The organism is Acinetobacter sp. CWB-G5, assembly GCF_019209785.1.
GTDB lineage: Bacteria > Pseudomonadota > Gammaproteobacteria > Pseudomonadales > Moraxellaceae > Acinetobacter > Acinetobacter johnsonii.
Window position 1 is genome coordinate 555,836 of record NZ_JAHUTF010000001.1, and the last position, 15,554, is coordinate 571,389.

A 15,554-nucleotide genomic window follows, 5' to 3' on the forward strand; every position below is an offset into this window, starting at 1 on the left:
AACTCGACTGAAATCATCATTTATTTACTGCTTCGCAGAAACATTTTTATCAAATTTAGTCCGGCCTCGAACAACAGCAAATGACGATGTCACGACTCCCAAACCATCATAAAACTGATTTTAGAGTCTTATAAAAATTAACCTAAAGCTTTCTCAGCCGCTTCAACTGTTTGACAAATTAGTGTCGTAATCGTCATTGGGCCAACACCACCTGGAACAGGTGTGTACGCAGAAGCCACTTCTTCAATACCGACCAATTGAATGTCGCCTACACCACCACCATCACGTGGATGGAAACCAGCATCAACAACCACTGCACCTTGTTTGATCCAATCTTTTTGAATCAATTCTGCCTTACCAACCGCACCCACGATAATATCGGCTTGCTTTACAAAGTCAGCTAAGTTTTGAGTACGTGAGTGACAGATCGTTACGGTTGCATTGGCTTGAAGTAACATCGCAGCCATTGGCTTACCTAAAATTGCAGAACGACCTACAACAACGGCATGCTTTCCAGCAATTTCAATATTGTTTTCTTGCAAAATAGTCATAATGCCAGCAGGCGTCGCAGAGCCATATGCTGCTTCTCCCATGGCCATACGACCAAAACCAAGACACGTTACGCCATCCACATCTTTTGCAAGAGAAATTGCATCAAAACATGCACGCTCATCAATTTGTTCAGGCACTGGATGTTGAAGCAAAATACCGTGAACATCAGGATTTGCATTCAGTTTTTCAATTTCTGCCAACAATTGTTCAGTGGTGGTCTCTTTTGGCAGTTCAACTTTAAGTGAGTCCATACCAACACGACGGCAGGCATTTCCTTTCATACGTACATAAGTTGCAGATGCACCATCGTCACCCACCAAAATAGTCGCAAGAATTGGGGTACGACCTGATTTTGCTTTGAGCGCTTCAACGCGAGTTAACAAGTCAGCTTCAATTTGTTTTGCCAATGCACGACCATCTAAAACTAATGCCACGGCACATCTCCAAGTGTTGATATGAATCAATTTTGCACATAATACATGATAATTTTAAATATTTTTCGCTATATGCTGTTTTTATGCGCATACGAATGAAAGCACTATTGTTTTTTTTTCAGAGCTTGCTAATATACGCATCAACAAGACGCGGCGGGGTGGCAGAGTGGTCATGCAGCGGACTGCAACTCCGTGGACGCCGGTTCGATTCCGACCTCCGCCTCCATCTTGTTAAAGCCCGAGTGGTGAAATCGGTAGACACAGGGGATTTAAAATCCCCCGCCCACAAAGCGTGCCAGTTCGAGTCTGGCCTCGGGCACCATTCTTATACTTCTAAGTATGGTGCATATAAAGAACCCAGCGTTAAGCTGGTTTTTTTATGCCTACAGAAAAAGCATAATGCAATGCACAAAAAAGAGAGCACATTGACTCTCTTAAAAATAATATCTCATTCGTTTATCACGATAAGGGTGGTAATAAATAATGTTGCAGATCTTGTTCTAATTTTTCTTGAAAATGAGCTGGCTCAATAATTTTAATGTATGGAATCCAATAACGCACCAAAGGTAAAAGTTGCATTTCATGGCAAATTTGACAATCAATTAATAAACCACCCGATACATCTTCTAGTACGATTTGTTGCTCTGGCAATAACAAACGTTGCTTAAAATATAAGGCAACTTCAGGCCGCACCGATATTTTCACCGTTTGCTTATGCTTTGCAAACCAAATCCCCTCACTGAGCTCTAATTGGGTCAAAACTTCTAAATGGTGTTCGAAAAGCTCCGACTCATGTACAACCACTTGATCTATTTTACTTAAACGATAAGCACGTAATTCATCAGCTACAGCTGCAGCCAAATACCAACTTCCCTGATGATGAATTAAACGATACGGGTCAACATGGCGCAAACGATCATTATAAATAAAACTGATTTTTTGACGCTTATGAATCGCGCCCGCAAAAACCTGAAAATGTTCAGCAAATTGCTGTGCATTTTCATAATAATAACCTTTGGCAGAGAACACTTGATTCGCACGCTCATCAAGCAGACCACGTAGAAAAGACATATCTAGAGATGGATAGAGCTCACTGATCCCAGAAAGCTGCGCAAAGTTTTGAATGTCTTGTAGCTTAAAGCGTCCAAGATAAACCGGATCTAAGAAGTACTTCTTGGTATATTCATCTTGAAGTAAAGGCAAATACGTATTGAGACGATCAAAATCTCGCTCTATCGTTCGCGTACTCACCTGAAATTCATGTGCTAGTTCTGCAACCCCTAATTGATATCCAGTATTTAATTTAGTCAAAATATTTGCTAAACGCTCCGCAAGGCGTTCATGTGTTGAAGCTTTACGCTTCATATTGCCCTCGCTGCACAATCAATGTTGTGTCTTTATTTATAGTTAAATGCCTAAGCATTATATTCAATATAAGTCACTGAATAATATTAAGTAAAAGACAAACGATTAGCTTTCAAGCTATGTCATGTTTTTATCAACAAAAGTGATCAATGTTTGTTAGATTTCTTCTTCTTTACAGCGGTTTGCTGATGCGCTAATCGCTCTATATAGCGCTCAAAATGAATTAAGGCTTTATACAACTTGTGTAACTCATCAGGTAAAACACTATTATAGATAACCGCCTTATGCAAGCGCTTGAGCGCACGGAAACCATGTGCATGTGTATATGATGTCGATAAAATTTTCATGACAACCCTCTTTTCTGTTTTATTTTTCATTTAAAACCACGTAAATTTGTCAGGTTTAAATTTAGTTGAAAATTTACACCACAGTTTTGACAGGTTGTGTCGAACAGTTATCATTTTTTAATCTTTGTTAAATTATTTTCTGTTTTCAGTACATTATTTTTATTTTTTGGAAAATTTTAGACAAAAGAAAAGCTGACACTAGGTCAGCTCTACTTTTTATACTATAGAAATATTACAGAATTTTTACCACAACTTTACCCACGTGCTCACCCGTGTCCATGCACGCATGCGCTGCTTGTATCTGATCGAACTCAAAAGTTTGATAAATCATTGGCAAGCACTCGCCCTTGGCCCATAGCGGTGCTACATGATCTTGTAAACCTTGTGCAATCTCAGCTTTCTCAGCCGTATTTCGTGCACGCATGGTCGAGCCTGTGATGGTTAAGCGCTTCATCATAATTTGCCCCAATTTAACCTCTTTGGCTTTTGCACCACCTAAAAAAGCAATATAAACCAAACGTCCATCGCGGCGGAGCAAGTTCATATTCTTTTCTAAATACGGTGCGCCCACCATATCTAAAATGACATCAACACCAGCATTTTCCGTTTTCTCATTGATCTCGTGTTCAAAGTCTTGGGTTTTATAATTGATGGCATCTGTCAAATTCGCAATGGCTTGTACTTTTTCATCGCTGCCAACGGTTGCAAAGGTTTTAATGCCCAATGCTTTACATAACATGAGTGCCGTAGTGCCAATGCCACTGGTTCCACCATGTACCAACACCACTTCCCCTGCTTTGGCTTTACCCATTTGGAACACATTGGCCCAGACCGTGAAAAAAGTTTCAGGAATAGCCGCCGCTTCCACAAAGCTTACATTTTCTGGAATATGTAAAGTTTGACTTTGTGGAACCACACAATACTCGGCATAACCACCACCATTAGTCAAACCACAAACTTTATCGCCTAATTTAAACTGGTTAACTTCAGCTCCAACTGCAACAACCTCACCTGCAACCTCAAGTCCTGGCACTTGCGTTACCCCAGGCGGCATTGGGTATAAACCCTGACGCTGTAAAATATCTGGACGGTTAATACCAAACGCATGAACCTTAACCAAGACCTCGTCTGCTTTTGCTTCAGGGATAGTCACTGTTTCATATGCCAGCTTATCCACACCACCCGGCTCTGTAATAATGACCTGTTGCATCGTTGTTTGTGACATGATTTATTCCTAACTCTTGCGATATTTTTCAAGTTTCATAGACCTATTTGATCATAGAAATAAATTGAAATGAAGAACACCGTACTTATGTATAGTCTGAAGACTATTTTGCTGCGTGATAGCACTAATCATTGATAAAAAAGTAAACTGCGACATCAATACGACTATACTCGACATCCCTCTCAAACATTACTTAGAACGATTCGGACCAGATGAAAAGCACAGGTATTCAGTTGCGTGGCTGATCAGGCAAAGACATAAACTGCATTAGAAATTTACGAACCAAAGGCAAAAACACCATAATTAGTGGAAATGCAATCAACCAAGATAAGCTCCAGCTTTTGAGCCAAAGATGGAAGAAATTATGCACTAGGCCTTTATTTAACAGTAAGTTAAAACCAGAAATAGAACCACTCATCAGGCCAGAAAGCAATAAAGGCATTAACCAATTTAAGTGTTTGATATGAATTTTGGGGAGCGTGTTGAACATAATCGACCTGAGTAAATAAAAATTAACTTTAGCTTTGCGTTTTAACTGTTTGTTTTAAAGCTTTCATAAACTGCCCAAAATGTGGCATAAAATCTTTAAAGAGCGGAAGGTGTTTATGCTCTAGCATTACCTCACTAAAGAGCTTTAAACCAACAGCAAATGATTTCACTGCTTCATCATCCAGTATTTGACTGTTTTGAATCACCTGTAACACTTTAAAAATATCGTCGTGGTTATAGCTGTTAAAACTCAAAATATCGGTATAGGTCGACGGGTTGCCTTGAGCATCTGCAATGTGTTTAAGTGTGACTTCATAAGCATGTTGTTTCATTCTGTTTTCCTAGAGACGTGCAATATTCACCGCTGCTTGATCAATTTGTTCTGCAATAACACGAATTTGTTCAGCGCTCAGCTCACTGTGTTGTATCTTGAGCTTTAAGGAAGCTTTGAGGTTTTCCATCGCACGTTTAATGTCAAGATATTGTTCATTATTTTGAATTTTTTTACGCGTATCGAAACGAGATAAAATCTTTTCCACATTTGCTTGCTCAACCTCAAGATGCTTCAAACCCAAGGCCGTTATACGGTATTGCTTGCGCTCAGCATCATCTAACACGACCTGAACAAACTGCTGCTCTTCCAAATAATTCAAGGTTGGATAGATCGTTCCTGCACTTGGGCAATAGCCCCCTCCCACAATTTCACCCACTTCTTTAATAAGGTCATAGCCATATTTAGGCGCGAATGAAATGAGATGTAAGGCTAAAAGTTTCATCTGACCCGCTTCAAATAGGCGCTGTTTACGTAACACTGGCGCTATTTCCAAATCAGTAAAGGATTCAACTTTTTGTGTTTTAGACATATCTAAGATACAACTTAAAACAATTAAGATATATCTTAACTACATTTTTAATGATTGCAACCTTAAATTCTGAAATAGAACATCAAAATTTAAGATCAAATGGGTAAACATGAAGGATTACTTGATATTTTTAGATAAGATTGCTGAACAGTTGCAATACCGCTAAAATTTAACCTCTGTTTGCATGCTCATATCATCAAGTGAACTCGGACAAAACTCCTAAAATTCAGAATTAAATTAAAATGGCAGATCAACTCAGAAAAAAATTTGAAAACCTACAACTCAATGCCGGGCAAGGCAAGATCAGTGCATTTCTTTCTGTTTCCTTAGGCTTTTTGGGTATTTTTGCTGCTTTATGTTTTTTATTTCCCACTGTGCTCACCACGCCAGAGCTACGCCCGCTATATAGCAAACACTATGATGTTTTCTACTATACCTTACTGTTTGGTATTGTCGTTAGTGCTGGTTTTGGTACTTATAGTGCGATCATTAAACAGAATAAATATGGTTTTTATGGTTTGTGTATCACCATTTTAGCAACTATTTTAGGCTGTGGACTGATCAAAGCACCGACATTGCCTGCCCTACCCTTTTATGCAGGTTTTGATTATTTCGTTATTACCTTAATCATCCTTGCTTTAGTTTTCATACCACTTGAAGGATTCTTTGCAAAGAACACTGAACAGAAAATTCTGCGCGTTGGCTGGGTCACAGACATGAAATATTTCATGTTTAGCCATATTGGCATTCAGCTTTTTTCATTTTTAACGGTCATGCCTATTCAGTATTGGATCACGCATATTCCCAATAACCCGATTGTGCCTTATGTACAGGCGCAGCCAACTTGGTTGCAGTTTATTGAGTTATTAATTGTGGTGGACTTCACCACCTATTGGTTACACCGTGCGATGCATGAAGTGAACTTTTTATGGCGCTTTCATGCCATTCACCATTCAACGGAACAAATGGACTGGTTAGCCTCTTCACGCTTACACATCGTTGAAGTGTTAATGACCCGTTTTATCGCAACCTTACCAATTTTCTTGTTAGGTTTTCATACCTCCGCAGTGTTTGCTTATTTAGTCTTTATTTCTTTCCATGCCATTTTTATTCACTCCAACGTGCGTTTTCGCTTTCCCTATCTGCGCTGGCTAATCGCAACACCTGAGTTTCACCACTGGCATCATTCTTCCGAAAAGCCTGCGATTGATAAAAATTATGCAGCCTTTATTCCACTTTATGACGTGATTTTTAAATCGATTTATATGCCTAATCATTTGGCCAGTGTATATGGCACAGTCGGCTATAAAATTCCAAACAGTTTTGTGAAGCAGTTTACTTGGCCATTTAAACGTTATGTGAATAAACTGAAAAAGCGCTTAAACAAAGATAATGAGACTTCCTAACAAAACCAATCGATTAACAATCTCAATAATTAAAGCTTGTCTAATCCCTCACCAAAATAGAAAACCTGTATCTCCGCAGGTTTTCTTTCATTTTCCAAGCCTTGTAAATCGAACTTAAATTACGCTCGCCCTTTAAATTCTTTTACCATACGATCACTCACGTCTTCTGGATAACAAAGTGGCGCAGCACCACCGACTCGATTGTAAGCACTACGTTTACCACACCGACTTCCATTTCTTGCAGTATTGTAAGGACAAGGACAATTTCCCGAATACGTTTGTATCGATTGTTGAATAATTTCCTTCTTAATCGCTTCATCACTTTGCGTAGCCTGTTTAGCATCAGCAGCAAAAGTTAAAGTTAAACCAATAAATAATAATATTTTTTTCATAATACCCCTCTACAAAAGAGGCATTCTATAGCACTGAATTTTTATTGAAATATCACATTATTTATTTGAATAATATTTATCCATCTAAAATAGAAATAAAAAACCCACCTTACGGTGGGTTCCTTTTCAAATTCGCTCAATCAGTTACAGACGAACCAATTCAACAATTTTATCAGCTAGCTCTTCAACCGCATCTTGAGTGAATGCGACATCTGTACCATCGACAAGGTCAGTCACCACAACCACACCTGTTTCACGTAGTAGTGCAACCTGATCAGCAGTTAGACCTGCTTTCGCAATTGCAACCACACCTTGTTGAATTAACAAGTTTTCAAGTACTTGTGTATTTTCTAGGGCTTTCACAGATACAGTTACCGCAGCAGGTTTTTGACCTAAACGTGCAGCACGGTCTTCCGCTGTGACAGGGTTGCTATGCGCAGACCATTCCACAGACTCTTCCACCATACCCGCACCAATCGTCACGTTGTTTAAACGGTCGATGAAGATAAACGAACCTGTATAACGACTGTCTTGGTAGCGATCAAATACCACAGGTGCATCAAACTCAACGGTAACATTAGCAATGGCATTCAGCTCAAGGCTATCGACTTGTACCTTTTCCAATGTATTGACATTGGTACGGTAGTTAATTGCAGTGACTTTTGCAGGAACAGTTTGCGTACCCACTTTTAAGTTATACAACTTACCAATCACCAGCGGTTGATCTGCCATCCAAACCACAGTGGCATTGACCGAACGTGAAATTTCTGGCGCAGCTTGATCCGCACGTACAAGCACGTTACCACGCGAAATATCAATTTCGTCATTCAGCGTCAACGTTACTGCTTGACCTGCAACGGCACGCTCTAAATTACCATCATAAGTGACAATTTCTTTGATGGTCGATGACTTACCTGATGGTAAAGCCACGATTTTATCACCTACTGATACATCACCCAGCGCAACCGTACCGCAGAAACCACGGAAGTCGAGGTTTGGACGGTTCACATATTGCACAGGGAAACGGAAATCGTTGGTCACTGAATTGCGGTTAATTTCCACAGACTCAAGCGTACCCATCAACGTTTCGCCTGTATACCATGGCGTATTTGGTGATTTATTGACAACGTTATCACCATTCAATGCTGAAATAGGCGTAAAGATAATGTTGTTTGGCTTACGGTCACCCAATTGCGCCACAAAACCTGCATACTCCGTCCGAATTTCATTGAAGCGCGCTTCAGAAAATTCAACCAAGTCCATTTTGTTAATTGCAACAATAATGTTCTTAATGCCCAGTAAGCTTGCAATATAAGTATGACGACGTGTCTGAGTTTGTACACCATAACGCGCATCAATCAAGATAATCGCAAGGTCACAAGTCGACGCACCCGTGGCCATGTTACGCGTGTATTGCTCATGTCCCGGTGTGTCAGCAATAATGAACTTACGTTTTTCAGTTGAGAAATAACGATAAGCCACATCAATGGTAATACCCTGCTCACGTTCAGCTTGTAGACCATCTACAAGGAGTGCTAAGTCAGGTGCATCGCCTGTCGTACCGACTTTTTTAGAGTCACGAGTCACCGCTTGCAATTGATCTTCATAAATCAATTTTGAATCGTAAAGCAAACGACCAATTAAAGTTGACTTACCATCATCGACGTTCCCGCAAGTCAGAAAACGCAATAAGTCTTTATTTTCATGTTGTTTTAGATAGCCCAAGATATCTTGGCTAATCAGTTCTGATTGATGAGACATTGCTCAAAACTCCACATATTCTTTAGAAAGCGGTTTTTAATCTTCAAATCTACCTAAATCCTCCTTTGATAAAGGAGGACTTTCCCTCCATTTTTTCGGGAGTTCTCCCCTCTTTACTAAAGAGGGGTTAGGGGGAGATTTTAGAAATAACCTTCTTGCTTTTTCTTCTCCATCGAGCCCGCTTCATCATGGTCAATCATACGACCTTGACGCTCAGAGCTGGTTGCAAGCAACATTTCTTGGATAATTTCAGGTAAGGTATTTGCCGTTGACTCCACTGCACCCGTAAGTGGGTAACAACCAAGAGTACGAAAACGTACCGATTTCATTTGTGGAACTTCGCCTTCTTTTAAAGGCATACGTTCATCATCAACCATAATCAGGGTGCCACTACGCTCAACCACAGGACGTTCTGCAGCTAAATAAAGTGGAACCAATGGAATGCTTTCCAAGTATATGTATTGCCAAATATCAAGCTCAGTCCAGTTTGATAGTGGGAATACACGAATACTTTCACCTTTGTTCACTTTACCGTTGTAAAGATTCCAAAGTTCAGGACGTTGGTTTTTTGGGTCCCAACGATGTTTCGAGTCACGGAATGAGTAGACACGTTCTTTAGCACGTGATTTTTCTTCATCACGACGTGCACCACCAAATGCCGCATCGAAACCGTATTTATCAAGTGCTTGTTTTAAGCCTTGAGTTTTCATGATGTCGGTATATTTTGAGCTACCATGATCAAATGGGTTTATACCCGCATCTTTCCCTTCTTTGTTTTGATGTACGATCAAATCAAAGCCATGGGTTTTTGCCATGTTGTCGCGGAAAGCAATCATGTCTTTAAATTTCCAGCCCGTATCTACATGTAGAAGCGGAAATGGAAGCTTGGCAGGATAGAACGCTTTGAGCGCCAGATGCAGCATGACGGCTGAATCCTTACCAATAGAATAAAGCATCACTGGGTTTTCAAACTCAGCAGCTACTTCGCGGATAATATGAATACTCTCAGCTTCAAGCTGTTTAAGATGAGTAAGTCTTTCCTCATTTAATGACATTGACAGCACCAACTCACAAAAATCGTGTACTTATTACACTTTTAAAAATATATATTCATTATAAAGATTTAGTTATACACACTATTGCTTGTTTTATTATATTTATATGCAAAAACCTCATATAAAACAAAATTGATAAGATCTATAAGTTTTATTCAATGATCATAAACCCCTAAATACACTCAAATATTACATCAACTTCATTCAAAGTATTCAGCCTTCCACGCTTCGATTCTTTATCTATATTTCTACTTGGCAATACATTTACAAATACCTAAAGTCGGTTTCATTGAGGTTCTATGTATGTGACTCACCAAACCCGCAACCTAGAAGACTAAAAATAACACTCAATGCAGAACAGCTTGTTGATTTTATATATCAACATGATAGCAAAGAAAGTTCAGCTAATTGCACGAACCATAAAAAACCCGCAATGAATGCGGGTTCTATTACTCTCAAATATTAATAATGAAAAACGCGTTTATCCAAAGGTATTTCTATACCAATCGATGCACCAGCATCATTACCATGTAAATCAGAATCACTGAACCAACCATTAATTTTGATTGGTACAAATGGTCTTAAGTAATGTGACCAAGTTAAATCAATAGCTTTAATATCATCTGTTTCAGGAAAGGCGGCATTGGTAATACGACCAGATTGATTAACCTTTGCAAATAATAATCGACCATTTAGACGGTTCATTGCATCGAATCGAATATCACCACCCAAAGATACCATTTCACCATCTCCACCCATGGCATGGCCTAATGGGAAACCATGTTGGTAATATCCGTCTTTATATATACTATGGTTATATGAAATACCTTGTGCTTCCCGATTGGTTCGAGTATCAGCCCATTCTGTATAAAGTTGATATGGCATGTTTTTAAAAGATGACGAATAGTCCACACCCGCAAGATACATTTTTTTAGAAGGTAAACCACCAGCCTCATCTTCACCTACATATTGTCCATACAGACTTATAGGCACACTCAACAACTGCTGAAAATTTAATCGAGCATCAAATCCTGCAACCTGATTAGACGGATCTGGTTCGCCTGTACCACCGTTATCCTTGTTTCCAATCATAGCATCCCAGAATGAGCTAAAACTTTCTGGTCGTCCCTCCCCCCCCCACTGAAAAGCACGTGAAGCACCTAATTCTAAATAAGGTAAAGGTTGTGCCGTAAGACGTAGACCCACTAATTTAGCATCAGGTACAGCAGAATAGTCATCTAATTGACCTGCAAATGCTTGATATTGCCACGGACCAATCCATGACAACCATTTTGTTTCAAAAGCTGATTGATCTGCACGCTGAGCGGTAAAGCCATAGACTGGGCGGCTCGCATCACCTCGTAAAAGACTCCCATCATGCCCTGGGCCCCAATATGTTGGTATCTGACCTGCAACTACCCATTGATTCCACAATTTTCCTGCAATATATGAACCTTCAACATTCACATCATGGCCATTATCAATTTGTGGGTCTTTTTCTCCATTCACCCTAAGGCGAACATCCCAATTTTCACCACCGGCATTAAATTCCAAACCTGCTTGGTACTGTGCCTTTTCTTGATCACCAAAAGCTTGCGGAATTTGTTTTTGATCACTCTCAGCAAATAAACGTGCTTTAAACATCGCGTTCTCACGATCGAGATGAGCTCGCACTGACTCAATAACTTTTTGCTGAGCAGGAGTCGCAACTTTAGCCTGAGACAATACTCTTTGAATTTCATCACCGCTCATTGGCCATGTAGATGTGCTAATTTGAATCACACCCTGCTGATTTAACCAGTTTAGATCTGTTCTTAAATTTTGATCATTTAAAACGAGACCTTGAGCAAAGATACTCGTTGTTGCACCCATTAGCACAGCGATTGCAAGTGTTTTTTTTAGAAACATTCCGTTTTATTCTCAGGACTTAAAGCTAAGTGTTACCTTATTTTTTTTATCTCTTTTTTACAAGCTTTTCTATTTAGTAATGTTGTAAATATCAAAAAAAACCCGCAATGAATGCGGGCTTTTTATGTTCAGATATCAAACTTAGTTTTTATGACGCATGTGTGGAAACAGAATCACATCACGAATACTTGCTGCATTAGCGAATAACATAACTAAACGGTCAATACCAATACCCTCACCCGCTGTCGGCGGTAAGCCGTACTCAAGTGCTTCAACAAAGTCTGCATCGTAGTGCATTGCTTCATCATCACCTGCGTCTTTTTCTGAAACCTGAGCTTGGAAACGTTCGGCTTGGTCAATCGGGTCATTCAACTCTGAGAAACCATTCGCAAGTTCACGGCCACCAATAAAGAACTCAAAACGGTCCGTAATATGTGGGTTATGATCATTACGGCGTGCCAATGGCGATGTTTCAGCAGGATATTCTGTAATGAAAGTCGGTTGACGTAGCTGAGTTTCAACAGTTTCTTCAAATACGATGGTTTGAAGTTTGCCCAGACCAAAACCTGGTTTTACCTGTTCTTTCAGCTCTTCTTGCACAAATTTAGCCAAGAATTCACGGTCATTGACATTTTCAGGCGTGAACTGTGGGTTATGTGCAAGAATGGCATCAAACATTGAAATTTTCTTGAATGGGCCTTTGAAGCTATACACTTCTTCACCATAAGGCACATCGGTTGAACCTAAGATATCGAGCGCTAAGCGTTCAAGCATATTTTCGGTAAGTTCCATCAAGTCTTTATAGTCTGCATAAGCTTGATAGAATTCAATCATAGTGAATTCTGGGTTGTGACGCGTCGAAACACCTTCGTTACGGAAGTTACGGTTAATTTCAAACACACGCTCAAAACCACCAACAACCAAACGCTTTAAGTAAAGCTCAGGCGCGATACGTAAGAAAAGTGGCATATCCAAAGCATTATGATGCGTTTCAAATGGACGCGCTGATGCACCACCCGGAATCACATGCATCATCGGTGTTTCTACTTCCATGAAGCGCTTTTCTGTTAAAAATGCACGAATGCCTGAAACCACTTTGGCACGGATTTCAAAAGTCTTACGTGTTTCTTCGTTCACAATCAGGTCAAGATAACGCTTTCGATATTTAACTTCAGTATCATTTAAACCGTGGAATTTATCTGGAAGTGGGCGAAGCGACTTGGTTAAAAGCTCAAAATGTTCGATATGCACATAAAGGTCACCTTTACCAGAACGACCAATATAACCTTTCACCGCGATAATATCGCCAAGATCTAAGCTCTTAATGGTTTCTAAGGTTTCTGGTGCTAACTCTTTACGCGCTACATATAACTGGATACGACCCGTCATATCTTGGATCACGATGAATGAACCGCGGTTCAACATCACACGACCCGCTACAGACACATAAACATGCTCTGCTGCTTCAATTTCTTCTTTGCTTTTGTCTGCAAATTGATCTTGTAAGTCTTGAGCATAATGTTCACGTTTAAAGGTGTTTGGCCATGGGCTAGTGCCCGTTTGTTTGGCTTGATCTTCAATCTGCTTTAACTTGGCATGACGCTGTGCAATTAAATCGTTTTCGGAAATGGCTTGTTCAGAAGTCGATTGAGCGTTTTGTTGCGTCATCTCTGCCTCGTATATGTATTAAAAAACGGAAGTTGCATAGCATAGCAGAATTCCAAACGAATGAGCATCATCAAAAACCGCGCGGTATATAAAAAAGTATACATCCTGTTTATTTCAGCGCTAAGACACCCACCGTATAAAAGGTCTGTCTATTTCTTAGACCAAAAGCTAACTTCATTTCACGGTTAATCCCTCTACAATGGATGTTATAAATCGTGGAAAAGTAAACTTTTCTCCACTCATAAAATAATTTAGTTTTTTAATTGAATGATAAATCATGAGCAGATGCGAATCTAAAATTTTGTTTTTGCATGGATTAGACTCCTCGCGAGAGTCCACTAAATTCCATGCCATTGATGCAAAGCAGAAATTTTGTATCGATATCGATTATCGCTATCTCAATTTTTCTACCGTAGCCAGCTTCTACGACGATATTATTGAAAAAATAAAACCTGAAATTATTGTTGGACATTGTATTGGTGCATATTGGGCATTGAAAATGTCGCTGCTACATCAAATTCCATGTGTGATTGCCAACCCACGCTTAGCGCCTGACTTTCGCGATGATTACCCGAGCATTAATGAGACTGACTTAGATCACAATGTACCGCAAGTAGCCTATTTAGAGCTGGGAGATGAATTAATCGATATGTATGCAGCACAGGAAATTTTAGAAAATTATATGTTGATTCAAGCAGTTGAAGGTGGACATCACCGACTACTTAAACCTGAAAATATTAATCAACTGATTGAACATTTGGAACAACAATATTTGTATAAATAAAAAAGCCTTGGATGTCCCAAGGCTTTTTAATCTGCTTATGCCGCAACAGATTCTGGTTTTGATTTGTCATCTAATACTGACCAAATCTTCAAACCTAAGTCAGTATGCAAATCAGGCAAATCAAGAAAAATACTAGCACCGAGCACTTCATGATTACATTTTGCCACCAACTGTTTAACGGCTTTTAATGTACCGCCTGTCGCTAAAACATCATCCACAATAATCACTTTTTGCGATGGAGTATTGGCAGCCATTTCTAAACGGTCTAAACCATATTCCAAACTATAACCCACACCTACCACCGGTGGTGGCAGCTTGCCTGCTTTACGTACCAACAATAAACCTTTACCTAAACGTTGTGCCAATAAGCTCGCAAGCACAAAACCACGCGCTTCTACAGCAACAAAACTATCTACTTCCGCCAACTGCTCAGCAGGAATACTTGCAATTAACGCGTCGGTTAAAGGCTCAATATTGCTCATAAACAATGGTGTTAAATCGAAGAAGCAAATCCCAGGTTTTGGAAAATCTTGGACCGTACGAATGTGCGACCACAACGTTGTAGACAAGTTGTTCATAGGAGATCAATAAAATTTGAAAAGGAATAGATGAATTTTACAGCTTTATCTGTTAAAAAAACAGTCAAGCACTGGCTATGCAGCCGACTGAACAATCCAAATTTTTATGTAAGTTATTGTTTTCAATTAAATCATTTATTTAATAAATATTAGGTATAGATGTACTCAATATTAAAATAGCAATTCAATTCCACATTTGCATCACTACCATAGTCTATAGTTTAAGGATTTTAAAAGACTAGCCGATTGAAAAAAATCTTTTTGACTTGCAATCATCTATATCTTTCATACTTTTGCAAAATACGATCTGGTTTTAAATGATACGTTTTGTCCTGATCATCGCTTTTAGCAGATAGATTCAATCATTAAACTCCGATATTTACTTTACATTCGTATTAGAACTGCGTAAAAATTTAGATTAGCGAAGTATGCTAACCACTCAGATGAGTAGCAGCTTGCGTAATGGATTATTTTGCTGAACCCTTTCTTGTTCAGCGTTTTGGAGAGTCAAATGAAGAAGTATCAATGCATCGTTTGTGGATGGATTTATGACGAAGCAGAAGGTTGGCCACAAGATGGCATCGTAGCGGGAACAAAATGGGACGATATCCCTGACGATTGGACTTGCCCAGATTGTGGCGTGTCAAAAATCGATTTTGAAATGGTTGAAATCTAATTCATAGTGTTAAAGACCATGCAGCATGGTCTTTTTTTACATCTTTAAAAT

General features: G+C 39.4%; 16 protein-coding genes and 2 tRNA genes. 5 read left to right on the forward strand and 13 right to left on the reverse strand.

Annotated elements, in window-relative coordinates; translation table 11 throughout:
• Positions 1-137: 137 nt before the first annotated feature.
• Complete coding sequence (folD, locus tag KVY11_RS02705; protein WP_218288020.1) at positions 138-986, reverse strand: bifunctional methylenetetrahydrofolate dehydrogenase/methenyltetrahydrofolate cyclohydrolase FolD; 849 nt, start codon at positions 984-986, stop codon at positions 138-140.
• A 152-nt stretch (positions 987-1,138) separates the two neighbouring features.
• Here folD and KVY11_RS02710 point away from each other — a divergent pair.
• Both KVY11_RS02710 and KVY11_RS02715 read left to right on the forward strand, forming a co-directional pair.
• Positions 1,139-1,212 (forward strand) — tRNA-Cys (locus KVY11_RS02710).
• Positions 1,213-1,222: 10 nt separating this feature from the next.
• Positions 1,223-1,308, forward strand: a tRNA-Leu gene (locus KVY11_RS02715).
• A gap of 137 nt (positions 1,309-1,445) precedes the next feature.
• Here KVY11_RS02715 and KVY11_RS02720 read toward each other — a convergent pair.
• From KVY11_RS02720 to KVY11_RS02745, 6 genes are all read right to left on the reverse strand, one after another.
• A complete protein-coding gene (locus tag KVY11_RS02720; RefSeq protein WP_218288021.1) occupies positions 1,446-2,351 on the reverse strand; it encodes a YafY family protein in 906 nt (301 codons plus the stop codon).
• A 146-nt stretch (positions 2,352-2,497) separates the two neighbouring features.
• Entirely contained in the window at positions 2,498-2,728 is a 231-nt protein-coding gene (locus KVY11_RS02725; protein ID WP_238953681.1) for a hypothetical protein, read from the reverse strand.
• A gap of 202 nt (positions 2,729-2,930) precedes the next feature.
• A complete protein-coding gene (locus KVY11_RS02730; RefSeq protein ID WP_218288022.1) occupies positions 2,931-3,923 on the reverse strand; it encodes an NAD(P)H-quinone oxidoreductase in 993 nt (330 codons plus the stop codon).
• Positions 3,924-4,152: 229 nt separating this feature from the next.
• Complete coding sequence (locus KVY11_RS02735; RefSeq protein ID WP_218288023.1) at positions 4,153-4,413, reverse strand: DUF2798 domain-containing protein; 261 nt, start codon at positions 4,411-4,413, stop codon at positions 4,153-4,155.
• Positions 4,414-4,441: 28 nt separating this feature from the next.
• Positions 4,442-4,744, reverse strand: coding sequence for a DUF3861 domain-containing protein (locus KVY11_RS02740; RefSeq protein WP_218288024.1), 303 nt, complete (start codon positions 4,742-4,744; stop codon positions 4,442-4,444).
• Between the two features lie 9 nt (positions 4,745-4,753).
• Positions 4,754-5,275, reverse strand: coding sequence for a PadR family transcriptional regulator (locus tag KVY11_RS02745; RefSeq protein WP_218288025.1), 522 nt, complete (start codon positions 5,273-5,275; stop codon positions 4,754-4,756).
• Positions 5,276-5,517: 242 nt separating this feature from the next.
• On the opposite strand from KVY11_RS02745, the gene KVY11_RS02750 reads away from it, so the two are divergent.
• Positions 5,518-6,681 (forward strand): sterol desaturase family protein, encoded by a 1,164-nt coding sequence (locus tag KVY11_RS02750; RefSeq protein WP_218288026.1) that lies wholly within the window; start codon positions 5,518-5,520, stop codon positions 6,679-6,681.
• Between the two features lie 119 nt (positions 6,682-6,800).
• On the opposite strand, the gene KVY11_RS02755 is transcribed toward KVY11_RS02750, so the two are convergent.
• The 5 genes from KVY11_RS02755 to lysS all read right to left on the reverse strand — a co-directional run bounded on the left by KVY11_RS02755 (position 6,801) and on the right by lysS (position 13,465).
• Positions 6,801-7,073 (reverse strand): hypothetical protein, encoded by a 273-nt coding sequence (locus KVY11_RS02755; RefSeq protein ID WP_218288027.1) that lies wholly within the window; start codon positions 7,071-7,073, stop codon positions 6,801-6,803.
• A 144-nt stretch (positions 7,074-7,217) separates the two neighbouring features.
• Positions 7,218-8,834 (reverse strand): sulfate adenylyltransferase subunit CysN, encoded by a 1,617-nt coding sequence (gene cysN / locus KVY11_RS02760; RefSeq protein WP_218288028.1) that lies wholly within the window; start codon positions 8,832-8,834, stop codon positions 7,218-7,220.
• Positions 8,835-8,974: 140 nt separating this feature from the next.
• Positions 8,975-9,889 (reverse strand): sulfate adenylyltransferase subunit CysD, encoded by a 915-nt coding sequence (gene cysD, locus KVY11_RS02765; protein ID WP_004694369.1) that lies wholly within the window; start codon positions 9,887-9,889, stop codon positions 8,975-8,977.
• Between the two features lie 462 nt (positions 9,890-10,351).
• Positions 10,352-11,797, reverse strand: coding sequence for a capsule assembly Wzi family protein (locus tag KVY11_RS02770; protein WP_218288029.1), 1,446 nt, complete (start codon positions 11,795-11,797; stop codon positions 10,352-10,354).
• A gap of 141 nt (positions 11,798-11,938) precedes the next feature.
• A complete protein-coding gene (gene lysS, locus KVY11_RS02775) occupies positions 11,939-13,465 on the reverse strand; it encodes a lysine--tRNA ligase (RefSeq protein WP_010326267.1) in 1,527 nt (508 codons plus the stop codon).
• A gap of 277 nt (positions 13,466-13,742) precedes the next feature.
• On the opposite strand from lysS, the gene KVY11_RS02780 reads away from it, so the two are divergent.
• Positions 13,743-14,249, forward strand: coding sequence for a YqiA/YcfP family alpha/beta fold hydrolase (locus KVY11_RS02780; protein ID WP_004981014.1), 507 nt, complete (start codon positions 13,743-13,745; stop codon positions 14,247-14,249).
• A gap of 35 nt (positions 14,250-14,284) precedes the next feature.
• Here KVY11_RS02780 and KVY11_RS02785 read toward each other — a convergent pair whose 3' ends face one another.
• Positions 14,285-14,827, reverse strand: coding sequence for an adenine phosphoribosyltransferase (locus KVY11_RS02785; RefSeq protein ID WP_184118625.1), 543 nt, complete (start codon positions 14,825-14,827; stop codon positions 14,285-14,287).
• 511 nt (positions 14,828-15,338) lie between these two features.
• On the opposite strand from KVY11_RS02785, the gene rubA reads away from it, so the two are divergent.
• Complete coding sequence (rubA, locus tag KVY11_RS02790) at positions 15,339-15,503, forward strand: rubredoxin RubA (protein WP_004694381.1); 165 nt, start codon at positions 15,339-15,341, stop codon at positions 15,501-15,503.
• Positions 15,504-15,554 lie beyond the last annotated feature (51 nt).